Raw genomic sequence first — 25091 nt, forward strand, 5'->3', positions numbered from 1 at the left:
TTTATAGCATTTCAGACATTGTCTTAGCTTGCATGAAGTTGTAAAGGTAATCAGGTCCGCCGGCTTTCGAATCTGTACCAGACATATCGAAACCACCAAACGGGTGATAACCAACAATCGCCGCTGTACAACCACGGTTGAAGTAAAGGTTACCGACGTGGAAATCTTCACGAGCAATTTCTATATGGTTGCGATTATTCGAAATTACAGCACCTGTTAAACCGTAATCTGTGTTATTCGCAATATCGATTGCTTCGTTAAAGTCTGTTGCTTTCGTGAAGCCAACAACGGGTCCGAAAATTTCTTCTTGTTGCATGCGGGATTTTGGATCTAAATCCGCAAAAATGGTTGGATTGACGTAATAACCATTTGTATCATCACCATCGCCACCTACAACAAGACGGCCTTCTTCTTTACCAACTTCCATGTAGCCCATAATTTTTTCATAAGCACTGCCATCAATGACAGCACCCATATAATAGTTCTCTTTCGATGTGTCACCGATTGATAGTCCTTTTGTGATTTCTGCTACACGATCTAGCACTTGATCATAGACATCTTGATGAACGATGGCACGTGAACCAGACGAACACTTTTGACCTGAGAAGTCAAAGGCAGACTGTACGATTGATTGTGAAGCTAATTCTAAGTCCGCTTCACTATCAACTACAATCGTATCCTTACCGCCCATTTCAATCACAGTACGTTTTAACCATTTTTGACCTGGTTGAACTTTTGCTGCTTTTTCATGGATACCGACACCTACATCACGTGAACCAGTGAAACTAACAAAGCGTGTGTTAGGATGTTCAACTAGGTGATCACCTACTTCACTACCGCTACCAGGAATATAGTTCACAACGCCTGATGGCATGCCTGCTTCTTCTAATACTTCCATAAACTTATAGGCAATCACTGGTGAGTTAGACGCTGGTTTCAATAGTACTGTGTTTCCAGTAACCATTGGTGAAACCGTTGTACCAGCCATAATCGCAAACAGTAGGTTCCATGGTGAAATAACAAGACCAACACCTAATGGAATATATTCAAAACGATTGTTCTCACCTGGACGGCTGTTTACTTCGCCGCCTTTATCGATTTCTAGCATTTGACGACCATAATATTCTAAGAAGTCAATACCTTCAGCGACATCACCATCTGCTTCTTTCCACGCTTTACCAGACTCTTTAATTGCCCAAGCGTTGAATTCATACTTACGACGGCGAACGATTGCTGCTGCGCGGAATAAAATATCAGCGCGCATCTCTGCAGTAGATTTACGCCACCATTCAAATGTTTCATCCGCCACATTCATCGATTTTTCTGCTAGTTCTTTATCTGCTTTCGATACTGTACCCACTACTTCACCTTTGTTGTTAGGATTAATTGAAGTAATTTTCGCATCTGTATAAATACGTTCTCCACCGATAATAAGTGGATAATCTTTTCCGAGTTCTTGTTCGACTTGACGAAGAGCCGCTTCTTGTTTTTTAGCGTTCTCTTCTACCGAAAAATCCGTAAAAGGTTCATGCTTGTAAGCTTGTACCATGAAAATTGCCTCCTCTAAACGATTTTGCGCCGATAACAGCGCTTCCATAAACTATTTTAAACGAACACTGTTTCCTAATCAAATAAAATTGCAGTTTTTTCAGATAAAAAAGTAACGCCCTCTTCATAACAGCCGTGTTATAAGAGGGCGTATGCCAATCAAATATCATAATAATCTACTAATCATGATAAATATGATGTGTAATGTCTTCTGCTCCTGCATCCCTAAACAGTACAGCTTCCTGACGTGAAGCTGATTCAACCGTTACTTCCAAGTCAAAATATGACGGAAAGTGCTCGGCCATTAAAGAAGAAGCGTGTTGTGTAAATCCGATGACTTCTTGTTTACCATGAAACTCTACTGGAATATTAATCGACAGCTCCTGTAGCTCTCCATCTTTATAAAAACCTCTGCCGATCACACCGATATAATTTGGAAAATAGTCTGAGACATCTTGACTAAACCCTGTGAACATTTCGGAATCTTCATAATGATTGTCCTCTGCTTCACTTGATGGGAAAAGAACAGTTTTCTCATCCAACGACTGCCATTCATTAACCGTCATATCATTTGGTTCGACAACCGCTTTTGTAACAAAACTACCTGGTACCGAAGCGTTTGGACTATTTTCACGATAAAGAGCTAGCATGATCGGCACATCTTGTAATTCTTCCATTCCACGAACTCGCTCTAAAATTTGACCTGCTGTTTCCTTACCAATCTGTAACATTTCATTTTTATCAATAGCGACATTATTGGTTGCTTCATAATTCACACTAAATTGATAGTCTGATTTAAGTGCAATACCGATTGATACACCGGCTAGTTCGACCCGGTTCTCTTCAGCTCGAGTCAGATAATTTTGTTCTAGAATATGCGAAACGACTCGTGGATTCTCTTCTTTGTATGTTTCTAACTCATCCACTATAGCATCAACTTCATCTTCTGCATTAGCATCTTGAGCATCTTCCAAATCCTCTTCTAAATCTTCTGGTCGTTCAGGGTTGAAATCATTAATCCAATCAAAAACTGTACTTTCATCTAAATATTGTCCCTCTTGAAATAGATAGTCATCTGGTGAAAAAGGATCCTTCGACAATCGAGTAAGTCCTTGTTCAAACTCATCTATATCATAACGGTTGGATATTTGATTGGTAATTGTACCTCGAGCCGCGCTCGGCTGATACGGTAACACCATTCGATAATCGTTTGTATCTAATTGATCAGGCGAGACAATCATTTGCTGATCTTCTTCTGTTTGTTCCTCTTCATCCGTTTCCTGAACGACTTCCTCTTCCGAATCAAAATTCGGACTACAAGCCGCCATTAATAGAACTAATAACGGCAATCCAAGCCATTTACTCATTTGTGTCAATCACTACGCCTCCAATGCTTCTTTCAGTTGCGCTTCGTCCCAAACCGTCACATCTAATTCTTGGGCTTTATCAAACTTTGACCCTGCATCTTCTCCAGCAATTAATAGATCCGTTTTCGAGCTAACACTACCCGTGACTTGTCCACCTAATGCTTCTATTTGTGCTTTAATATCTTGTCGGCTCATATCCGTAAATTTACCTGTGATAACAATGGTTTTCTCATAAAATGGTGAGTCCTCACTCGCTTCAACTGTTTCACCTAAATACGTCATGTTCAATCCAAGTGATTTCAACTCCGTAATCAGCTGTTTGACTTGTTCCTGTTCAAAATACATCGCAATCGATGCCGCTATTTTATCACCAATATCAGGAACAGCTTCAAGTTCTTCTTTATTAGCCGTCATGAGCTTGTCCATTGTTCCAAATTCCGCAGCTAATGTATCAGCTGCTTTGCTACCAACAAAACGGATACCAAGGCCGAATAACAGACGTTCAAGTGAATTATCCTTCGACACGTCGATTGCCTTAAGTAAATTATCGACGGATTTCTGTCCCATCCGTTCTAAAGGCAACAAATCATCTGGCGTTAATTTATATAAATCAGCAATCGCCTGAATTAATTGATGATCAAAGAGTTGCTCAATCACCTTTTCACCTAAACCGTCAATATTCATCGCATTACGTGAAACGAAATGGATGAGGCCCTCTTTTAACTGAGCTGGACAATTTGGATTAACACAGCGCCATGCGACTTCTCCATCAACCTTTTCCAGTGGCTCGCCACATTCTGGACAGTTTTCTGGCATACGGAATACTTTCTCATCACCCGTTCGTTCTTCTGTTACGACACGTACGACCTCAGGGATGATGTCGCCTGCTTTTTTAATCACGACCGTGTCATGTAAACGAATATCTTTTTCGATAATTAAATCTTCATTATGAAGCGATGCTCTTTGAACCGTTGTTCCAGCTACTTGCACGGGTTCTAGAATCGCTGTCGGTGTCACTGCTCCTGTCCGTCCAACGCTTAATTCAATATCATGAAGGGTCGTTACCGCTTCCTCTGCTGGAAATTTATAAGCGATTGCCCAGCGTGGATTTTTCGCCGTAAAACCAAGACGCTCTTGTAAATCAATAGAATCAACTTTTACGACAATGCCATCGATTTCGTAATCCAATTCGTGGCGTTTAACCGTCCATTCTTCGGTGTACGCAATCACATCCTCAATCGATTCGAAAGTCTGTGTTTGCGGATTAATTTTAAAGCCAAGTTCCTTCATATAATCAAGGCGTTCACTATGAGAAGCTGTTGTCGCCGCTTCCCATTCACCTACACTGTATAAAAAGATATCCAAATTACGACGAGCAGCAATTTTCGGGTCAAGCTGTCTTAACGAACCAGCTGCAGCGTTACGAGGGTTGGCAAACGGTTCATCTCCGTTTTCTTCACGTGCTTGATTGAGGGACAAGAACGATTGCTTAGGCATAAACACTTCCCCGCGCACTTCAATCGTTTCCTCTTCACGGATTTTAAGTGGAATACTTTTAACCGTTTTTAAGTTTTGGGTAATATCTTCACCTGTTTTCCCGTCACCACGGGTTGCTCCGCGTACAAACTGGCCGTTTTCATAACGGAGCGAGACAGCTAACCCATCAATTTTCAATTCGCAGACATAACGCACTTGATCACCCACTCGTTCCTTCACTCGACGATCAAAATCGCGTAATTCTTGGGCATTAAACGCATTCCCCAAGCTTAGCATCGGCACATTATGATCGACTTTGACGAACTGATCGAGTGGTTGTCCACCTACACGTTGAGACGGGGAATCAGCTGTTTGAAACTCAGGAAATTCTTCTTCTAAATTCATGAGTTCACGCAACATCTTATCATAATATTCGTCCGATACAGTCGGTTGATCTAGTACATGGTATTCATAATTATATTGGTGCAACTCATCTTGTAACGCTTCAATACGTTGTTTCGCTTCATCGCGATTCATGGCTTGCCACTCCTCGTTATAATTTTTCAACCGGAGCAAATTGGGCTAACAACCGTTTAATACCTACAGGTGATGGAAAGGCGATGTCAACTTCTGCGTCACCACCAGTACCTTCCACTCTAACGATTGTGCCTTCTCCCCACTTTTGGTGTTTCACTTTATCACCGACTTGGAATGTCGACGGATCAGCAGGTTGTTCTTTGATCGTCTTCGCCCGTCGTTTCGGCTTGTCTTGCTCCTGCTGGGGTTGATTCTTGTTATCAGCCAATGCTTGGATCGCGTCTTCAAAAGATTCGTTCGAAGCCTGGGACCCTTGGCTGATTTGGCCCTCTTGCTGACGTAATTCATCTGGAATCTCGTCGACAAATCGGCTTTTCTGATTAAACTGTGTTCGGCCAAAAAGTGTACGCATCGATGAATACGTTAAATACAAACGTTGCTCTGCGCGGGTAATCCCAACATAAGCTAAACGACGTTCTTCTTCCATCTCTTCTTCATCAAAGATCGAACGACTATGTGGGAAAATATTTTCCTCAAGTCCGATTAAGAAGACAACAGGAAACTCAAGCCCTTTCGCTGCGTGCAATGTCATAAGTGTCACTTGTTCTTGAGCATCATCATCCGATTGGTCTAAATCCGACACTAAAGCTAAATCGGTTAAGAAAGCAATCAAACTCGTATCCTCATTCGCTTCTTCAAACTGACGCGTCACCGTCTTGAATTCTTCTATGTTTTCTAAACGACTCTGAGACTCAAGCGATTTGTCTTGCTTTAACATATCTTCATAGCCAGAACGAGACAGCACCTCATCAACAATTTCAGTTACCCCTAAAAATTCCTGTTGAGATCGCCAGTTTTCAATGAGGTGACGAAACGCTTGCAGTTGTTGACCAGCTTTTTTACTGACACCCACTAAGGCAATATCTTTGACCGCTTCATATAGCGATAAATCATGCATTTCTGCGTGCATTTGTAGCTTATCGATCGATGTTTTTCCAATACCACGCTTCGGAACATTCACGACACGAAGGAAGCTAATATCATCATTCGGATTCGTGATTAATCGTAAGTATGCAAGTAAATCTTTAATTTCTTTACGGTCGTAGAACTTCGTGCCACCGATAATTTGATACGGGATATCGGATTTCACGAACACATCCTCCATTGCACGTGACTGGGCGTTCGTACGATATAGAATGGCAATATCATCATAGCTAAAACTGTGTTCCTGCGTGAGTTCTTGAATTTGATCAAGTACATAACGCGCCTCTTGTTTCTCATCGCGCGCTTCGTATAAGCGAATCCGTTCGCCACCATCATTGTCCGTCCACAATTCTTTCGGTTTGCGCGACGTGTTACGTTCAATCACATCGTTGGCCGCTTGTAGAATCGTCTTGGTTGAGCGGTAGTTTTGTTCTAAGAAAATCGTTTTTGCATTAGGATAATCATTCTCAAAGGATAAAATATTGTAAATATCGGCCCCACGCCATTTATAAATCGATTGATCGGAGTCCCCAACGACACATAAATTTTGAAAGCGATCAGCTAACTTTTTCACCAGTTGATATTGCGCTTTGTTCGTGTCTTGGTACTCATCAACGTGAATGTATTGGAAACGATTTTGATAATAATGAAGCACCTCAGGCACGCGGTCGAATAGGAAGAATGTTTCCATAATTAAACTATCGAAATCAAGTGCGCTATTTTTACGTAAAATCGTCTCGTATGTGTCATAAACGGATGCGATTTGTTCATCGTAGTAGTTGTTCGCTTCTTGTTTTAATTGTTTCGGTGTGATTAGTTGGTTCTTCGCCTGACTAATTGCCCCTTGAATTGAGCGTGGATCGTATTGCTTCGGATCTAGATTTTGAATGCGCAGCGCTTCTTTAATCGCCGTCTTCTGATCCGTCGCATCATAGATTGCAAAGTTACGATCAAGACCAATACGATCACCATCACGTCGTAAAATCCGCACACAAAGGGAGTGGAACGTTGACATCATAATGCTTTTAGCGTCATCGCCAACTAGTTTCTCCACACGGTCCTTCATTTCGCGTGCTGCTTTATTCGTAAAGGTAATCGCTAATATATTGTAAGGTTGAACACCTTTTTCCGCTAATAAATAAGCAATACGATGAGTGAGGACACGTGTCTTCCCACTACCTGCTCCCGCCATAATGAGGAGTGGCCCCTCAGTATGTTTAACCGCTTTTTGTTGCTCAGGGTTCATCGCATTTAGAATATCGTTCATTGTCATACTCATGACGTTCCCACCTTTTATTGTTCTACTTGCTTCACGGCTTCTACCGTTTCAATCGCTCGGTTAATATCGCGGTAAATCACATCACCGACGACAATGACCTGGGCATGAGCAGCCATTTCTTCTGCTTGCTCAGCTGTTTCAATTCCGCCACCATAAACTAAAACTGTCTTTTCAAGCTCATGACTCACCCGCTTTACTAATGCTGGATCGCCATAAATACCACTATATTCTAGGTACATAATCGGTAGTGGCATTAAATGTTCAATTAAGCGCGCATAAGCGACGACATCTTCAGTGGTAACGGCTGTTGCCTTCGTATATTGATAAGCTTTGGATGCTGGATTTAGCATAACGTAACCTTCCATAAATAGCTCGTCCCAATCTATCCAATTACCATAGGTTTTCACCGCTTCATGATGCAGATCAATCATCCACTGTTTATGACCACTGTTTAAAACGGTCGGGATTAGATAATGATCGAACCCTGGCGTAATCGATGAAAGATTAGAGACTTCTAACAGACAAGGAATGGGATACTGTCTGACTCGCGCTAATAAATGAATAACATCGTCTAACGTGACATCATCCGTGCCACCAATCATAATCGCATCTGTGCCAGACTGACAAACCGCTTTTAGGTCATCATCAGTTATGTATTTGTTCGGGTCTAATTTAAACGTGTGACGCCAATTATTAAACGGTTCACTCACAGTCATTCCTCCAACATCCTTCTAACCTTATCTATTATACCAAAAAACCCCCTCATCTTTCATCGACCAATCCGAGAAAAAGTGACAATCTGTTAGCTAAAACGTTGAGAAAACACATATGGTATGCTAGTATATATGAGAATAAAATTAATAAACGTATGATGACAATGAAGGATTAATAGTAGCATAACCCACTACCAACAAGCGATTCAGGGATGGTGCGAGCCTGGAGTAAGGTGATGTGAAACGGCAATCTGGAGTGATCGCCTGAAAGTGGATGTGCTTGCCACATCAATCAGGGTGGAACCGCGGGAAATACACTCTCGTCCCTGAGCTATTCGATTAGCTCTTGGGCGGGAGTTTTTTAATGCTATTGCAAGTAATATTTTGGGAGGTTTTCAAATGGCTCAAGAAATGGACCATATCGTCAATCACTGTAAACATCGTGGCTTTATTTTCCAAGGCTCCGAAATCTATGGCGGCCTAGCAAACACATGGGATTATGGACCACTTGGTGTTGAACTAAAGAAAAATTTAAAAGACGCTTGGTGGAAAAAGTTCGTCCAAGAATCACCATATAATGTCGGACTTGATTCAGCAATTTTAATGAATCCAAAAACATGGGAAGCAAGTGGTCACTTAGGTAACTTTAATGATCCGATGATCGACTGTAAAGACTGTAAATCACGCCACCGTGCCGACCACTTAATCGAAAACCATTTCGAAGCAAAAGGTGAAGAGCGTGTTGTCGATGGTTTACCATTCGATGAACTCGTCAAAATTATTGAAGAAGAAGGCATTACCTGCCCTGACTGCGGATCAAGTGAATTCACGGACATTCGCCAGTTCAACTTAATGTTCAAGACGTATCAAGGTGTAACAGATGACTCTTCCGACGAAATTTACATGCGCCCAGAAACAGCACAGGGTATTTTCGTCAATTTCAAAAACGTTCAGCGTACGATGCGTAAGAAGCTACCATTCGGCATCGCTCAGATCGGTAAAAGTTTCCGTAACGAAATCACACCTGGTAACTTCATTTTCCGTACACGTGAATTCGAACAAATGGAAATGGAATTCTTCTGTAAACCAGGTGAAGAACATAACTGGTTCGATTATTGGCTCGACTTCTGCCATAACTGGTTACTCAACTTAGGTCTAGATCAAGAGAAAGTTCGTCGCCGCGAACATGATGAAGACGAGCTATCTCACTACAGTAACGCAACAACTGATTTAGAATACGAATTCCCATTCGGTTGGGGTGAGCTTTGGGGTGTCGCTTCCCGTACAGATTACGATCTAAAACAACATGCCGAGCATTCTGGTGAAGACATGGAATATATCGACCAAGAAACAAATGAACGTTATATACCATATGTCATCGAACCAGCCTTAGGTGCGGATCGTCTAGCACTGTCATTCTTAACAGACGCTTACGAGGAAGAAGAACTTGAAGATGGTTCATCACGTACAGTGATGCATTTCCATCCAGCTGTCGCACCATTTAAAGCAGCAGTATTCCCATTATCGAAAAAACTAGCTGACGAAGCGCAAGAGGTCTTCCAGGATTTAGCCCAAGACTTCATGGTCGACTACGACGACGCTGGCTCAATCGGTAAACGTTACCGCCGTCACGACGAAATCGGTACACCTTATTGCATCACTTACGATTTCGATTCCAAAGAAGACGGCCAAGTCACTGTCCGTAACCGTGACACCATGGAACAAACCCGCATGCCAATCGCGGATTTAAAAGACTTTTTACAAGATAAAATTCAATACTAATTAAGAAAGACAGCATTCTGGTATTAAGTAGTTCAGTTTTGGCGTACAAAATTTTTATTTGTACCCTTAATTGAACTACTTTTTTCATATGAAAGTGTAGTCATAAATGCGAGGCTTTGTAATACAATTTGTGTAGCTTTTTGAGGATGTTTTTTGATGGCTAACATTTATATGGTAAAATAAGTTAAATAAAACTACTCAAATTAGGGGGAATCGTATGGATATTCCATTTTATCTACTGATGGGGATACTTTTTATTGGAATTTTCACTTTCGGTTTATATGAAACAAAAAAGAAAAATGAAGTGAAACTTGAGGAAATTAAATTAGAACGAGAAAAAATAGCGTTAGAGCAAAAAAGGGTGGAAAATGAAAGAGAGTAATATAACGTCATTTATAAATACTGTCAGGCAAACAATGAATACTATTACCTTATAAACACGCTTGTTCTATGTGAATGAATGAGGGTGTTCATTTTTTGTTGAAACAAAGCGTTATAATTGATTTTACCATTTAAATTAACAGTGAATTGTTTAGAGACGAGAATAAATCAATTCAGAAGTCTAACAGTCCGTTAAAAGCATTACAAATAAATGGTGATTTTTAACAAACTAATATTAAGTTCTTGTCCAACTAAAGGGCATGATTGTTTAATAAGAATGAGCGAATAGGTAGGTTGTATTTATGGATGAAAAATATACCGTAGTTACATTAGAAGAGCGTCCTGATTTAGAAGGTGAATTAGATCAGTTACATAGTATAGGGTGGCCAAAATTCATGGGAGAGGATCCGATAGCAGTAAAGTATTAGAACAAATTACTTTATCGGTTTCCTAAATTTCAATTCATTCTCCTAAATGAGGAATTCAAACCCATGGCTTGCGGAAATTCAATTCCTTTTAATTGGGATAGTAATGAAGATAACTTACCAACAGGATGGGATGAAGTCTTTGAAAAAGGAGTATTAGATTACGAAAACAATTTACAGCCTAATTCACTGTCAGCATTAGCTATTGTCATTCATCCAGAGTGTAGAGGGAAGGGTTTGAGTGTAAGAATGGTTAAGGAAATGAAAAGTTTAGCCATTAAAAATAATTTTGAAAATATGGTAGCTCCTGTTCGCCCTTCATTAAAGCACAAATACCCGCTTATTCCTATGGAAGAATACGTTAGTTGGATTAGAGATGATGGAACTCCTTTTGACCCTTGGATTAGAACACATTTTAAGACTGGTGCTTCTATAATAAAAGTCGCAGAAAACTCTATGATCATTCCAGCATCAGTTGAAGAATGGGAAGAGTGGACTGGTATGAAGTTACATTCTTCGGGAAGCTATATCATAAATGAAGGATTAGCACCATTAGACGTAGATAAGACAGCTAATAAGGGCATCTACATTGAACCCAATGTATGGATGAGGCATTATTTAGATTAAAACGAACATTTTTATATCAAAATTTACACAGGAACTGTGCTTCCATATGCAAATCTACAGTTTTTATTGAAGGTCAGTAAAAACTAACGCCCCGGTTGATCGAAGTATAATATTCTAATCATAACAAATTCACATTTATTACTAACTACTTTTCTCCTACGTTTTTAGTGAATGTGTACATTTCATGTAGATGTTCAAAGCCAACTTTTTTATATAACTTAATGGCACTAACATTAGCAGAGTTGACACATAGTGTGATAGAGTCCATGCCATCAAATGTAAATAACCACTTTAAAGCACCCGTTAATAATTGCGCTCCAATTCCATTACCTCTTTCAGATTTCTCAACAGCAAAAAATTCAATACTTGCTTCACCAAATTCGGGTTCCGCCTCGACATAAATATATCCACAGAGTAGACCTTCATTGGTTATTATAAAAACTTTTTATGATCATCTAAACGTTTAATAATTTGTTGTCCACTATAATAAGTGTTAGGGAAAGCTTCATCATGAAGTTGTACCATATCTACGTAATACTCAGGAGTCAACTCTTCAATAAAAGTACTTTCAAACTCATTGCTATTATTACACCGGAAAATCAATATTTTTTCATCACTATACTTTTTAAATGAAAGAGAGCTTGATAATTGACACACTCGAGTATTTTTCACATTTGGAAACATCTCCATTGAGTCTATCTTCTTTGGAAGTATATCAGTCATTTTCTTCCACATTTCATAAACAATATCCCACTTCTCTCGTAAAATAAATGGCCCCCATATTTCGGCACTATTATCATCGAGGTCTGCATCAAATCCCAAAACCCCCACCAATTTATTACCTTCGTATGCTACAACAAAACTATCAGTATATTTAATATCTGAAATATCATTTATCATATATTTTGCAATTTCGTTCTTATCTTTCCCGCAATAACCAATATGAGATTCTTCACTAGCATTCATTTGTGATATAAAATCCGACACTAACCCAAGATCTTCTTTATCAATCATTCGAATTTCTAACAATTTAACTCCTCCCTTCTCAAATACAACATATCTCTTGTTAAATGATCCCGATCAATTAGTTGAACAACTTCTTTTAACTTATATTACCATATATGAATTTATTGTTATTAAATTTTCTCGATTAATGATCCAATTCGAATTGCAAAAAGCCTGATAGCTTAACCTACAATCACTTATAAAAAAAGTAGCTCAATTAGGGATACAAATCTCTTTTTGCACTCTTAATCGAGCTACTTAATTCAGGCATGCGAACCTTTTTTATCATTTAAAATAATATTTACGATTACATCGAGTCGGTCATTTTTCATTAATAAATCAAACTCAGTAATCGTTATAAAAGTAGAATTAAACAGTCACAATAGCCAGTATCACCGAGATTATACCAAGTAACATTAAGCCAAATAACACTATTTTCTTGCCTAAATCACTCTTGGAATACAGATAAACAAAAACCAGATAAATAACAGTAGCAATTGAAAAAAATGAAATTCCCGTTACAGTCTTTTCACTTTCATAATCACTAAAAAGAAAATGCAAGATTATTGTGGGATAAGAAATTAAGGCGATTAAATAATGCAGTTTTGAGCTGTTCATCTAACATCTTCCCCTTACTTTTATAGTTTACTCAAACCATACTAGGGCAGTTGATTAATAAAATTTTGTCTGGCAAAGTCTAAAAATTGGTTTAAAAATATGGTAAATACTTAATTATCTTCAAAGATGATATCTGGATTATTAGTTTTTAGTAAGTGAATAAACTCATTTTTGTTTTTAGGTGAAATACTTATAACCTTATAATTACCATATAAAATTGATAGTCGATCAACTGAGAGAGCAGGTGCTGTAAAAGGGCTTCTTTCATGACTTATTTTTTTAATAGCATTTATATCAATAACCCATTTAAATGGTCCAAATTTAATTATTAAGTCTCCACTATTTAAATAATATTTCGTATCAAACCAAATCCAGATCACCAATACTAATAATGCTCCCGTAATGATGAAACCCAATGGACTATTATAGATAATCAACTGCAAACCAAAAGGCTCAGAACCAAAGCTATAAATGAATAAAATAAAGGCTAAAAAGCCATAGAAAAATAATCTAGCCAAAACATCCTTTTTAGTTGGAAAATACATCACTTAACCACTCTTCTCTACTAACCTTTGGGGTTAGTGTTTTTGTTTACATTCCAAGATTGAACTATTTAGTTATACATGCAGTCTTTTTTTAGTCAATTTCGGTTTTCGCCGATAAAATCATAAATTTCGCTGATAAACTGCTCATTTTCGCCGTAACGTTCAAGATTTTCGCTGATAGAGTTGAAACTTTCGCCGATAATCGCAAAAAATCACTGATCTATCTACCCATCAATGGTAAGTATTTCACCACTAAATCACATCAAATACTCAATCATCGACGTTGCAATCGTAAAGTAAATCAACAATCCAAATATATCATTCAATGTTGTAATAAACGGTCCTGATGCGACAGCTGGGTCTATTTTCAATCGATTGATGATGAGTGGAATGATTGAACCTGTCAGGGTCGACACGCTCAATGTCAACATAATTGAAATCCCGACGATGCCAGCAATGACGTAGTTTTGTTCATAAAATAGGATAATTAATAAAGCAATCGTTACGCCACTTCCGGCTCCAATCATGAGCCCGGTTAACAATTCACGCCGTAATACTTTCCAGACGTTACGTTTATCGAACGTTCCAAGCGCAATATTGCGCACCATGACAGCTAGTGATTGTGTACCTGTATTACCTGCAGCATCCATTAATAACGGAATAAACGCAGCTAAGATCACGATTGTTTGTAACGTATCCTCAAAGTAACCAATCACTTCAGCCGTGATCAGCCCTAAAAACATTAGCATAATGATCCACGGGGCGCGTTTTTTCGTAGACTCCCACGCGGTTATGTCCGCACCCGTTGCACCACGTACAGCTGAGATTTCTCCAAAGTCTTCTGTTGTCTCATCTTCAATGACGTCGATAATATCGTCGACGGTGATAATCCCGACTAATCGATTTTCCTCTGAGACAACTGGTGTCGCTAAGAAATCGTATTTTTGCATGAGGCGCGCAACTTCTTCTTGGTCTTGGTAAGATTTAACCGATACAACACGCTGACTCATTACATTTTCGATCACTTCACTCGGGTCGCTCGTAATTAGATCTCGCAATGAGACAACGCCTACAAGTCGCCCTTCTGTATCGACAACATAAAGATAGTAAATCGTTTCCGCTTCAGGCGCATCATTTCTTAAATTAAGCATCACTTGCTGAACAGTATCTGTCGTTTTGATCGCGATGAATTCAGTCGCCATTAACGCACCAGCTGTTTCTTCATGATACTCCATAATCTGCTGAACTTTTTCAGCTGTTTCTTCATCCATTTCATTTAAGGCCGTGGATACTTCTTCATCTTCGAGTTCTTCCAAATAATCCGCGACGTCATCGGAGGCCATCTCATTCAATGTTAAGATCCATTTGTCACGGTTCATTTCCGACATAATTTTTTGTTGTTCATCGACTTCTAAACCTTGAAATATGTCTGCCAATTCTTCTGGCGTCAACGTATCATAGACACGCTGTCTGATTTCTAAATCCTCTAAGCCTTCAAACCATTCCACTTGATCTTGAATATGCAAGGATAAGAGCGATTCGCGAAACGTTTCGACATGGCCTTGTTGTAACAATTCTTGTAACTGTTGATATAAATTTAATTTCGTACTTCGACGCATAACCATCAAGTTTGTGACCTCCTTTAATCGCTCGTATTATTCAACCAAGTTGTTATAGTAACTATGATTGACTCAATATATTAAATTTTCCCTAGTTTATAAAAAACAAAACTCGCCTCTCTCAAACATGGAGAAAAGCGAGTGTATATCTAACGATCATTAACTTCTGGCATTTTTCCTCCAATCGTTCAAGCTTTAGCACTGCGCGGCATAGGATAAACCAGCTACGTTAAAAACCACCTTAAGTCGATCGTTTTTGCTGACCCATTGGCGTCTTTGGACGTTTTTGGGCAGTAGCATATCTCCACACAGGAGCCTCACCTAACGAGGATTTATTAATTTTACTTTTATATCTTACACTAAACAAAGGCATAACGTCAATTAAACCACGCTACACGCGCCTTTAACGAATATGCTATAATAAACCATTATGACTCACTTCGAGGGATCTTTATGTATAAAAATGCTTTATTTGTAGCTTTAGGTGGAGCAATAGGGACTTTATTAAGATATTCGATTGATTTATCCTTTCCCAATAGTTCTACTTTGATTGTCAACTTGGTCGGTAGCTTCTTACTAGGACTATTCACAGCTTATACAATTGAAAAAACTATCCCTGAATGGCTTAAAGTCGGCATCGGCGTTGGCCTTTTAGGTGGTTTTACGACTATGTCTACTTTTGCGAGCGACGTGCATGCCTTAGCTAGTAACGACGCTTGGTTAACTTCAGTTGGCTACAGTTTTGTATCCGTCGCAGGCGGTCTTCTCCTAGCTTTGGTCGGTTATCGCTTGATCCATCGAGGTGAACGCGTATGACTATTCTTTTACTAGCAATCAGTGGTGGTCTAGGTGCAGCTAGCCGCTATATAATCGGCCAAATGATTATGCAAAATCGTTCAAAACAGGCACTCCCCCTCGCAATGATTGTCGTGAATTTATTGGGTGCAGTTGGATTAGCGTTGGTAAGTCAATTAGAAGGTTTATTTTATCTATTAGGTGGTGTTGGCTTCTTTGGGGCATTTACCACGTTTTCTACCTTTAGTGTTGAAGCCATCCAGTTAATTGAAAAACGTTTTTATATCCTGTTTTGGATTTACACACTCGTCACGATTCTCGGGTCGATCAGTTTATTTTCGCTAACAACATGGATGATTCAATAACAAACGTTCATCGCCCCTGAGGTGATGAACGTTTTTAGGATCAAGTTTATCATTGTGTAACATCTCGCTATGGATTGTTTGCACCATAATTTGAGTTCGTTGCTTCACATTTCGAATGTCTTGCTTCAACCTTTGAGTTTCTTGCTTCAAAGTTCAAATTCTTTGCATCACACTTCAAATCACTTGAATCATTTATCAACTTACTTGCGTCAAACTAAATGACCTCCACCTTAACTTCTCCGATTCGCTCAAAATCTGCTTGGTAAACACCTTTTTCAAGCGGTTTCGGTAACATAAAGGTACCTGATGAGACCACCATGCCAGCTTCTAAACGCTGCCCATTTCGAGCTAATGCATCAACCAACCATTTCACGGCATTTAACGGATTTCCCATCACATCACTAGAATTCCCTGTAACTAACAACTGTTGATCTAAGGAAACATGGACGTTTAGATTATTGAGGTCAGCTTTCGTTAACCCTTCTCGCGGTTCACCAACAACCACTTTTCCTGCTACTGCTCGATCCATCACAATTTGATTCAAGGTTAAGTTTGGAAACCAATCTTCATAACGCGAATCAGGAATTTCAATGCCTGGTGCAACCCTAGTTTTTTGCATAATTGTTTCATCATCGTCATCTGGATCAATCTGTTGATCAATTAAAAACATTAATTCTACTTCAATCAGTGGTTCATTAAACCTATTAATTTCCACAACATTATTTGCAATCGAATCTTTTAACAAAGCACCATAAAGCGGTTCTGTTGCGCCAAATAAATCTTGTGTTTCGCTACTTGTTAAGCTAATCTTATAACCAGCAAGTGGATTACCTTGCTTTTCCTCTTCTTCAACAACCTGCTTCTGTAATTGATACGCTTGCTCTAACGATTTAGCGCCCACTTCAACACGTGATAACACAGGGCCTCCTTGATAGGCATTATATAATTGATCAACTACCCTCATCATGTCCCCTCCTTAGTTTGCATTCGAGCGTGCAACACTAGGATAATCTTGTCGCTTTTCTTGATAAACTTGCCAAGCGAACCAACTGATCACAGCTAGCCATATAATCGAACCGAGAATCATTGATAATCCGTAGTCTAATCCAAATCCTTCTGGCGCATAAAAGATATACGTCGCGACCACACCCGTCATAAATGTTGCCGGCACACTGCAGATCCAATGAAACTTAGCTTGTTTTAACAAATACATGGCTCCTGTCCACAACATCACTGTGGCGACGAGCTGATTCGTCCAACCGACATAACGCCATAAAAATGAATAGTCTATTTGAGATAATAGAAAAGCCAGAAGAGCCACTGGAATAATTAAAAACAACTTTGCCTTGCGCCCATTAAATGACTTTTTCGTTGTTTGACGCAGGACATCCCCTAACATCATTCGCGACGATCGGAGTGCTGTGTCTCCTGTTGTAATCGGCAAAATAATCACACCTAAAATCGCTAATAGACCACCTAAAGACCCGAGCGTCGTCTGGCTAATTTCGTTGACTACACCTGCAGCACCACCAGCAGTGATTGCTTCTTGTAAACCGCCTGTATTGCCGAAGAACGTCATACCAGCTGCAGCCCAAACGAGCGCAATCACACCTTCACCAATCATCGCACCGTAAAACACTTTACGACCTTCTGATTCTTTTTTGATCGTTCGAGCGAGAATCGGGCTTTGAGTACTATGAAAGCCTGAAATTGCACCACACGAAATCGTCACCATCATGAGTGGCCATACTGGTAATTCACCAGGATGCATACTCGCAAAAGTTAAATTTGGAATCGGATGTTCGAATAAAAACAACATGCCGAATCCAATCGCTAAAGCCATAAATATTAATATGCCACCGAAAACTGGGTACACCTTTCCGATAATTTTATTAATCGGTAGCACCGCTGCGACTAATAAATAAACAAAGACGAGGATGATCGCAACAGTGAAGGTCAAAGGCGTTAATTGAGCAATCAACTCTGCTGGCCCCGCCGTAAACGCTGCGGCCACCAACACCATTAAGGCAATTGAAACGATGTTAATCGATGATTGTGCATATTTTCCTAAGTACTTCCCGACCAGCGCCGGATATTGCTCGCCATTATGTCTTAAGGACATCATGCCAGCGAAATAATCGTGCACAGCCCCCGCAAATATCGATCCTAATACGATCCACACAAAAGCAATTGGTCCGTATAAGGCACCGATAATGGCACCGAAAATCGGACCAAGCCCAGCGATGTTCAATAACTGGATTAAACTACCTTTCCACCAACTCATTGGACTATAATCAAAACCATCATGCTTCGCGTAAGCAGGCGTTTCGCGAGAATCGTCTGCCCCAAAAATTCGTTCAACCACCTTTCCGTACGTTATGTAACCTACAATCAAAAATAAGATAGATGCAAGAAATGTAAGCATCACTGGACCTCCTTTCAAATTCTTTAGTTTTAGAAAGCTTTAAAACATTAATGCTTCATAGCTTTGCGTTAGAAAATTTAATCCGTATTCTACTCCCATCTTCTACGCTTTTCAACCCTTTGTTGACAAGTTTTTATAATTTTCAAATAAAAACGCTTACATTTATAAAAGGGGTTGAAACCTGCGATCACGTGTATTATGATAACCATTAAAATTTTCTGATTAAAAGGGGATGACAACATGGCTGAACAATCACTATCTGTTTTTAAAACCACTTCCTATCAAGAAAAACCTTTCGATCATGAACTTTCATTTGGGCGAACGTTCACAGATCACATGTTTCTCATGGATTACTCCGAGGAATCAGGCTGGCATAATGCGCGAATCACACCGTATCAACCGCTTCAAATCGACCCAGCTGCAATGGTATTCCACTATGGCCAATCCGTGTTTGAAGGACTAAAAGCCTACCTTAGCCCTGAAGGCGAACCACTACTCTTCCGCCCTCAGAAAAATCTTCAACGTTTTAATCAATCGAACGAGCGACTATGTATCCCTCAAATTGATGAAGATTTTCTTTTGTATGCATTAAAAGAATTAATTCAAATTGAAAAAGATTGGATTCCAACTAGCGAGGGCATGTCCCTTTATATTCGTCCGACTGTTATCTCAACCCAGCCATTTCTAGGTGTTGCACCATCAACGAATTATACATTGATGATTATTCTCTCACCTGTCGGGGCTTATTATAAAGAAGGGATTAACCCTGTCAAAATTGCTGTCGAAGATAATTACGTACGAGCGGTTCGAGGCGGGACTGGTGAAGCGAAAACGGGTGGTAATTATGCCGCGAGTTTGAAAGCACAAGAAGTCGCAGCTAAAGATGGTTACGCACAAGTGCTATGGCTCGATGGTGTTGAAAAAAGATATATTGAAGAAGTCGGCAGTATGAACGTCTTTTTCAAAATTGGCGATGAAGTGGTCACCCCTCAGTTAAACGGTAGTATCTTAAACGGTATCACTCGTGATTCAGCCATGGCCTTACTACGACATTGGGGCTATCATGTGACAGAGCGCGCCATTACAATTGATGAACTTTATACAGAATATGAAAAAGGAAATGTAATTGAAGCCTTTGGAACAGGAACAGCTGCGGCGATCTCTCCAATTGGACAACTCGATTGGGGGGATAAACAAATGCAGTTCAATAATGGCGAAACTGGTCACCTCGCGAAAAACCTATATGATACACTCATGGGAATCCAATACGGAAAAGTTGATGATCCATTTGATTGGGTTATCAATGTGAATAACACTGTTGCAACTAAGGTGTCATAAACATAAAAACGACCAGCTTAATGAGCTAAGCTGGTCGTTTTTATTGGTTAGGATCCAAGTGCCACTTAAATCAGAAATTAAAACCCTTGCATCAACCTTTTGAAGCCTGTAATTAAATTTTCAATTCCAACCATGTCTGAATAAGTTAATTTTTTCGATCCAATTATCTCGATCGAACACCACTAATTTATATTTATTTCCACCTGTTGTTTTAACAAGTAATCCATTAGGTATAACTAGTAACGTATTTCTGGTTACGACTTCTGTGATATCTTTTAGTTCAATAACAGTCTCTCTTGATTGGATATTGAATTTATGGGGACGATGAATTAATGCTTCCTTGGTTAAATATAATTTTCCGCCAACAGCTTCTATTCCTTTAAACAGATTAGCACCATCTTTATGCTCATAAGCTTCTGACATAAGACATCTTCCTTTAAAAGTTAATTTTCTTACCCTATTAAAAAATTTCACAAATTCACATCAATAAGTAATAGGAACAATCCAAACAACAACTTCATGTTCTACTAAAGCTCACGTTAGTTAAAGTATGTTTAGTTAATCATTTTGAGAATGTTTTTTAAGTTCTTTAGTATAACAAGTAAACCCAGTCCTTTACTATATTTAGCATTTAAATCAATGAATCCAGAGTCAGCTTTTATTTCACCTTTTTATTCTGCAACAAATAACACTTCAGCATCAGTCATATATCTTAAAGCTTCATATGGTCCAATAGCATCTAGCATCGTCATTCCATCATATACATAAATAATTACCTTCATGGTTTACTCCTTTAGTCTATGATTCTTATCAATTCAATTTTTTCATCCAGCCGATCTAATTAAAACATCTAAAACAATGTTAACATAGTATTCCAATAATTTATCAGTAAAATAAACAAGACGATCAATTTCCTGATCGCCTTGTTCAACTAACGCCACCCAAAAGTGTAAGTGTACAACTTAGCATTTTTTAATTGTTGATGATGAATTATAATATCTTATTAAGATTTTGTGTAGAACAAGACAAGGTTCATCTTATACATGAAAAGGTGTAACTTCCCAATAGATGCACAATAACAACCATAGGGCTATTACAAAGGACCATATATAAACCATAAAGGATACTTTTTTATTTTTCTTTTCAGTTTTATCAGCCTTATTCCATGAATAAATTGTCCAAACTATTAAAAGTACGGGAATATAAGGACTAATCAATAATGCTTTGGCTATACTCATCTGACCGAATGTTATCAAATCTAAAGCTTGCGTAATAGCAACTAACGATAGAGGTAAGCTTATACTGATTAAAAATAATTTAAAATTAATTTTTCCCAATGACTGTGATTTATTTTTAATTTTCTTATAAATAAATCCAAACAAGTAATATAAAATATAGAATAGTGACCAAATTATAATTAATAAAGCAATGACAGAAGATATCGATTTTTCATTTATTGGGCTAGATTTATAATATTCCATCATTGGATATTCAGAGTTTACCATTTTTATTTTTCCATTTTCTGATGAAAATCCCATTGTGTATTGTCCATCTTCACTTTTGAAAACCATATCATCATTCGTTTCGATGAAATGAATTTCCTGATTACTTAGTCTTAGGTCATCTATTTTAAACTTACCGTTATCATATACATCTACTTCCACATCCAACGCATCGTTAGGGTTAGGGATAAGATTCTGAATTTTTGCTGGTCCACTTTCTATAACTCTATTTCTTTCATATTTACCTTCATACTGTTCTAAAATTTCTCTAGATGTTTTCTGTTTTGCTTTATCTATAACATCTACTTTGTTATTACCGAATTTTCTTTCTACAAATTCTTCTAAATAATTATTCCTTAGCGTTATAGTTTCAATCCCTAAAACACTATTAAAAGAGATAAACAAACCAACACCTTCGTCTTTAAATAGAATCATATCAGAAGTGAATGCATCAATATCTCCTCCATGATGAATGATATTTTGAGAACCAATTTTCTTTTCGAAGAAACCGTATGTGACCCCTCCTATCATTCCATCCATAGATTTATATTGTGCATTATGCATCATAAAAAAAGAATTGCTATTTAAAGATAAAGCATCTTTATTCAAATGTGCATTCATATACTTAGCCATATCTTCAGATGTTGTTGTTAATGCACCAGCCCCAGTAATATGAAAATAGTGGTATGGGAATTCAGTTTTACCATGATAGCTTTTTGCCAGTTGTTCTTCCTGATGATCTTGAATAAAGGTTGATTCTTGCATATTTAATGGTTCAAAAATATTTTTTTCTATATATTTATGTAATGGCATGTTTGAAACATCTTCAACCACTTTCCCTAACAAACCCATACCATAATTACTATACTGGACTTCTGCTCCAGGTTTATTTTTTTGTTTAGGCATATAATTCTTAATATAATATTCATTTGAAACATCATCTTTGCTATTAGCGAAAAAGCCTGAGAAACTTTCTTCAAATCCTGGCGTATGGGTTAATAAGTCATGGATAGTTATTGAATGTTTAGGTTTTTGTGGCATATCTACATCTATGTATTCCCACACACTATCATTTAGATCAAGCATACCTTGTTCAGCTAGTTGCATAATTGATGTAACAGTAAATGATTTACCTATTGAACCAGCTCTAATCGTTGTATTTGATGGGTCCATTTCAATTTGTTTTTCCAGGTCACTATATCCATAACCTTTTAAAAAAATTAATTCCCCATCTTCCACAACGGAAAGGGTAACTCCTACAAGTTCTTCATTCTCTATTTTTTCTTTAAAGAAATCGTTCGTGAAATCCTTCCAATGTTCGTTTTCAATTGTTTCTTCTGCTCCTACTTTACCATTAAAAGTTAAAGAGACAATAAAAAAAAGACTAATCATGCATATTAATGATTTTTTCATTTCTTCCTCCTACTCCGAAGTTATTATGATTATCATGAATGATTACCATAAATGATAATCATTGAAGATAATTATAGTTGATGTTTATAACTGGGTCAAGAGTAAATAGTCAAAACTATGTCTTAATAATTGAACTAAGTTATAACAATGGGTTATGTTCATTGAAATAGATAGGAGCTTATATTATCATTTATTATAATAGGAAGTTAAGAAGGGTAAAAATAGACCATTGCCTATTCTGGAGGTGATTAATCTGTCTAAAAATATAATTGATACAATATTTCATCCTGTTCGTTTAAAAATAATTAGAACATTAACCATATACGCTGAACTAACGGCCATGCAACTATTCAAGGAAATAAAGGACGTTCCTCAAGCAACTCTATACAGACATATCAATACTCTTTTAGAGAATAAAATACTTTATGTTGAAAGTGAACAAAAAGTTAGAGGAAATATTGAAAGTGTTTATGCATTAAATTTTAACAGAGTATCGTTAACTGCATCAGACTTAGAAAAAATGCCGAAAGATGAAAAATTACTTCTTTTCCTAAATTTTCTGATGATAAACCAAATTGAATACGAACACTATTTGGATTACATTGATAATGACCCAGATTTAGCTACTTATGCAATGGCAAGTTTGCACCTGTCTGATAATGAATTAAATCAAATGCAGAACGAAATAAATGAGATTATTACGTCAAGAATGAATAACGAGCCAAATAGTGAAAGAAGGTTAAGAACCATCTCTTCAATTATTATTCCAGAAAAAAATGAATAGCTTGAAAAGTAACGGGTTCGGTTTTGGAGTACAAAACCGTAAATAACACACTAAATAGCAGTCCAATTAGCAATAGATTTGGGCTGCTAATTTTTATTGATACAAAGGGATTTATTTCTAAGATTAACCTGAATTAGCACAGGAATTAACACAACCTTTAGCAAGATGACAAAATCTATTGTCATTCCAATCTTTGAAATCCATCATTATGAAATCAATTTCCTCATCTGTTTTCAATGTGGTAATAAGCTCCAAAGAATTTCCGTCTGGGTCTTTAAAATACAAAGCAGCATGAGTTTGTGGATTATTCGGTAGAACAATTGTTTTTGTTTTGGTTGAAAACCAAAGGCTTTTCGAACACTAACACCTCTTTTCTCTAACAATCTTTCGCCCACAACAAATCATCTAATTCTACATGAAATGCAATGTGTGTTAGAGAAGGATGATAAGGTGTTTCAACTTTATCGCTTTCCCAAAGACCCATCCAACTTTTTTCCTTTTTCAATCCCAAAAAATGTTACAGCTTCTCCATGATGCGCTAACTCTAACCCCAGGCTGCTATAAAACTCAATTGATTTTGCTATGTTACTTACTGGTAAATATGCTTCATATAATCCTTTAATCATTCTGTAAAAACTTCTTTCATGTGATGTGTAATAATAATTTCTTCTTCAACTCTTCTGCGGCTATAGTTGAACAAGTAGTGCAATTCCTTATTCAACTCTTGCTCACGTTAGTTAATTAAACTCACAGATAGTAAAATTACCCCAAGAAAAACTAATAAACTAAGTGTAATAACGACTGTAGACACACTTCTTGCAAGACCCATCAAGTTTCTAACCCCAGATAAACCAAATATACCAAGCAGAAATGTACATAATGTTATCCCTAAAACGGTGGTCAATGGGTGGATTCCCACTACAGAATCACTAATCCAACCTGAGAACGAAGCTGTTAGAAACAAGAGTATACAAATAACAGAAAAGATAAATGACCAAAAGTTGGCTTTTTCTTGCATCTTACTCCTCCTAAATATCTTGTTTCCATGCACAATTATTCGCTTATGTTTATTGAATAGTTACGTTCCACTTATTTTACTATATATATACTTTTAATCCTTTAATTTCTACTATTATTTTACTGTTTTTCTTGTGATTTATCATATAAAAAAAGTAGTACAATCAGGGAAAATGAATATTTATTCTCCAAAATTGTACTACTGAAACTTAATGGGTAAGTTTTAATTTATGATTGTGATTTTTCTTCATGAACACGGTCAAGCACTAATTCATAAGCGTCATTGCCATAGTTCAAGCAACGCTTAACACGCGAGATTGTCGCTGTTGAAGCACTTGTTTCTTCCTCAATGCGTTGATACGTATGGCCTTCGCGTAACATACGTGCGACATCTAAACGTTGTGCTAACGCTTGGATCTCATTCACTGTTGCCACATCATCGAAAAATCGATAACATTCTTCAACATCTTTTAATTGTAAAATCGCTTCAAATAATTGGTCTAATTCACGACCACGTAATTTATCAATTTGCATGTATTTGCCTCC

Annotated in this window: 23 protein-coding genes, 1 pseudogene and 1 riboswitch; of the genes and pseudogenes, 7 read left to right on the forward strand and 17 right to left on the reverse strand. The window is 37.8% G+C overall.

The annotated features are described in order from the left end of the window. Position 1 precedes the first annotated feature (1 nt). From pruA to pcrB, 5 genes are all read right to left on the reverse strand, one after another. Positions 2–1549 carry an L-glutamate gamma-semialdehyde dehydrogenase gene (gene pruA, locus FHR85_RS05115; protein ID WP_167261781.1) on the reverse strand — a complete coding sequence of 516 codons (1548 nt, stop codon included), beginning with the start codon at positions 1547–1549 and terminating at the stop codon, positions 2–4. A 178-nt stretch (positions 1550–1727) separates the two neighbouring features. Then, positions 1728–2915: a CamS family sex pheromone protein gene (locus FHR85_RS05120; RefSeq protein WP_243864170.1), complete on the reverse strand. Its 1188-nt coding sequence runs from the start codon at positions 2913–2915 to the stop codon at positions 1728–1730. 12 nt (positions 2916–2927) lie between these two features. Further along, on the reverse strand, positions 2928–4928 hold the full coding sequence (ligA, locus tag FHR85_RS05125; protein WP_167261785.1) for an NAD-dependent DNA ligase LigA: 2001 nt from the start codon (positions 4926–4928) through the stop codon (positions 2928–2930). 16 nt (positions 4929–4944) lie between these two features. Then, positions 4945–7191, reverse strand: coding sequence for a DNA helicase PcrA (pcrA, locus tag FHR85_RS05130; RefSeq protein ID WP_167261787.1), 2247 nt, complete (start codon positions 7189–7191; stop codon positions 4945–4947). A gap of 14 nt (positions 7192–7205) precedes the next feature. After that, entirely contained in the window at positions 7206–7901 is a 696-nt protein-coding gene (pcrB, locus tag FHR85_RS05135; protein ID WP_341770931.1) for a heptaprenylglyceryl phosphate synthase, read from the reverse strand. A 402-nt stretch (positions 7902–8303) separates the two neighbouring features. Here pcrB and FHR85_RS05140 point away from each other — a divergent pair, with 402 nt between their 5' ends. From FHR85_RS05140 to FHR85_RS05150, 3 genes are all read left to right on the forward strand, one after another. Further along, positions 8304–9686: a glycine--tRNA ligase gene (locus tag FHR85_RS05140; protein WP_167261791.1), complete on the forward strand. Its 1383-nt coding sequence runs from the start codon at positions 8304–8306 to the stop codon at positions 9684–9686. A 217-nt stretch (positions 9687–9903) separates the two neighbouring features. Beyond that, a complete protein-coding gene (locus tag FHR85_RS05145; RefSeq protein ID WP_167261793.1) occupies positions 9904–10068 on the forward strand; it encodes a hypothetical protein in 165 nt (54 codons plus the stop codon). A 490-nt stretch (positions 10069–10558) separates the two neighbouring features. After that, positions 10559–11119 carry a GNAT family protein gene (locus FHR85_RS05150; protein WP_243864162.1) on the forward strand — a complete coding sequence of 187 codons (561 nt, stop codon included), beginning with the start codon at positions 10559–10561 and terminating at the stop codon, positions 11117–11119. A 145-nt stretch (positions 11120–11264) separates the two neighbouring features. Here the strand turns inward: FHR85_RS05150 and FHR85_RS14355 are convergent, their stop codons facing one another. From FHR85_RS14355 to mgtE, 4 genes are all read right to left on the reverse strand, one after another. Beyond that, positions 11265–11555, reverse strand: coding sequence for a GNAT family N-acetyltransferase (locus tag FHR85_RS14355; protein WP_341770934.1), 291 nt, complete (start codon positions 11553–11555; stop codon positions 11265–11267). Next, positions 11552–12148: a hypothetical protein gene (locus tag FHR85_RS05155; RefSeq protein ID WP_243864163.1), complete on the reverse strand. Its 597-nt coding sequence runs from the start codon at positions 12146–12148 to the stop codon at positions 11552–11554. The genes FHR85_RS14355 and FHR85_RS05155 overlap by 4 nt, the downstream gene beginning before the upstream one ends. Positions 12149–12852: 704 nt before the next feature. Next, complete coding sequence (locus tag FHR85_RS05160) at positions 12853–13287, reverse strand: PH domain-containing protein (protein WP_167261795.1); 435 nt, start codon at positions 13285–13287, stop codon at positions 12853–12855. A gap of 257 nt (positions 13288–13544) precedes the next feature. Next, the gene (gene mgtE, locus FHR85_RS05165; protein ID WP_167261877.1) at positions 13545–14912 is read right to left on the reverse strand and encodes a magnesium transporter; all 1368 of its coding nucleotides are present in this window, start codon (positions 14910–14912) and stop codon (positions 13545–13547) included. A gap of 165 nt (positions 14913–15077) precedes the next feature. Further along, positions 15078–15242, reverse strand: a riboswitch (M-box (ykoK) riboswitch). Positions 15243–15359: 117 nt separating this feature from the next. On the opposite strand from mgtE, the gene FHR85_RS05170 reads away from it, so the two are divergent. Together FHR85_RS05170 and FHR85_RS05175 are read left to right on the forward strand one after the other, a co-directional pair. Continuing rightward, positions 15360–15722: a fluoride efflux transporter FluC gene (locus FHR85_RS05170; protein WP_167261797.1), complete on the forward strand. Its 363-nt coding sequence runs from the start codon at positions 15360–15362 to the stop codon at positions 15720–15722. Beyond that, on the forward strand, positions 15719–16066 hold the full coding sequence (locus FHR85_RS05175) for a fluoride efflux transporter FluC (protein WP_167261799.1): 348 nt from the start codon (positions 15719–15721) through the stop codon (positions 16064–16066). The genes FHR85_RS05170 and FHR85_RS05175 overlap by 4 nt, the downstream gene beginning before the upstream one ends. Before the next feature lie 214 nt (positions 16067–16280). Here the strand turns inward: FHR85_RS05175 and FHR85_RS05180 are convergent, their stop codons facing one another. Together FHR85_RS05180 and FHR85_RS05185 are read right to left on the reverse strand one after the other, a co-directional pair. Continuing rightward, positions 16281–17030, reverse strand: coding sequence for a 2-keto-4-pentenoate hydratase (locus FHR85_RS05180; RefSeq protein WP_167261801.1), 750 nt, complete (start codon positions 17028–17030; stop codon positions 16281–16283). Positions 17031–17042: 12 nt separating this feature from the next. Continuing rightward, the gene (locus FHR85_RS05185) at positions 17043–18491 is read right to left on the reverse strand and encodes a carbon starvation CstA family protein (protein ID WP_167261803.1); all 1449 of its coding nucleotides are present in this window, start codon (positions 18489–18491) and stop codon (positions 17043–17045) included. A gap of 240 nt (positions 18492–18731) precedes the next feature. Between FHR85_RS05185 and FHR85_RS05190 the strand changes: the two genes are divergently transcribed. Next, positions 18732–19829: a branched-chain amino acid aminotransferase gene (locus FHR85_RS05190; RefSeq protein ID WP_167261805.1), complete on the forward strand. Its 1098-nt coding sequence runs from the start codon at positions 18732–18734 to the stop codon at positions 19827–19829. 120 nt (positions 19830–19949) lie between these two features. On the opposite strand, the gene FHR85_RS05195 is transcribed toward FHR85_RS05190, so the two are convergent. The 3 genes from FHR85_RS05195 to FHR85_RS05205 all read right to left on the reverse strand — a co-directional run bounded on the left by FHR85_RS05195 (position 19950) and on the right by FHR85_RS05205 (position 22744). Then, positions 19950–20252, reverse strand: coding sequence for a GRAM domain-containing protein (locus tag FHR85_RS05195; protein WP_167261807.1), 303 nt, complete (start codon positions 20250–20252; stop codon positions 19950–19952). A gap of 248 nt (positions 20253–20500) precedes the next feature. Continuing rightward, positions 20501–20611 (reverse strand): 4-methyl-5(B-hydroxyethyl)-thiazole monophosphate biosynthesis protein, encoded by a 111-nt coding sequence (locus FHR85_RS14605; protein ID WP_424923977.1) that lies wholly within the window; start codon positions 20609–20611, stop codon positions 20501–20503. 255 nt (positions 20612–20866) lie between these two features. Next, positions 20867–22744 carry a serine hydrolase domain-containing protein gene (locus tag FHR85_RS05205; RefSeq protein WP_167261809.1) on the reverse strand — a complete coding sequence of 626 codons (1878 nt, stop codon included), beginning with the start codon at positions 22742–22744 and terminating at the stop codon, positions 20867–20869. Positions 22745–22973: 229 nt separating this feature from the next. Between FHR85_RS05205 and FHR85_RS05210 the strand changes: the two genes are divergently transcribed. After that, the gene (locus FHR85_RS05210; RefSeq protein WP_167261810.1) at positions 22974–23528 is read left to right on the forward strand and encodes a helix-turn-helix domain-containing protein; all 555 of its coding nucleotides are present in this window, start codon (positions 22974–22976) and stop codon (positions 23526–23528) included. A gap of 123 nt (positions 23529–23651) precedes the next feature. Here FHR85_RS05210 and FHR85_RS14610 read toward each other — a convergent pair. From FHR85_RS14610 to FHR85_RS05225, 3 genes and pseudogenes are all read right to left on the reverse strand, one after another. Further along, a pseudogene (locus FHR85_RS14610) lies at positions 23652–24154 on the reverse strand (VOC family protein). A 107-nt stretch (positions 24155–24261) separates the two neighbouring features. Next, the gene (locus tag FHR85_RS05220) at positions 24262–24546 is read right to left on the reverse strand and encodes a hypothetical protein (RefSeq protein ID WP_167261811.1); all 285 of its coding nucleotides are present in this window, start codon (positions 24544–24546) and stop codon (positions 24262–24264) included. Between the two features lie 227 nt (positions 24547–24773). Then, positions 24774–25079 (reverse strand): YerC/YecD family TrpR-related protein, encoded by a 306-nt coding sequence (locus FHR85_RS05225; RefSeq protein ID WP_167261812.1) that lies wholly within the window; start codon positions 25077–25079, stop codon positions 24774–24776. Between the last annotated feature and the right edge of the window lie 12 nt (positions 25080–25091).

Origin of the sequence: Alkalibacillus almallahensis (assembly GCF_011761495.1) — a bacterium.
Lineage (GTDB): Bacteria > Bacillota > Bacilli > Bacillales > Alkalibacillaceae > Alkalibacillus > Alkalibacillus almallahensis.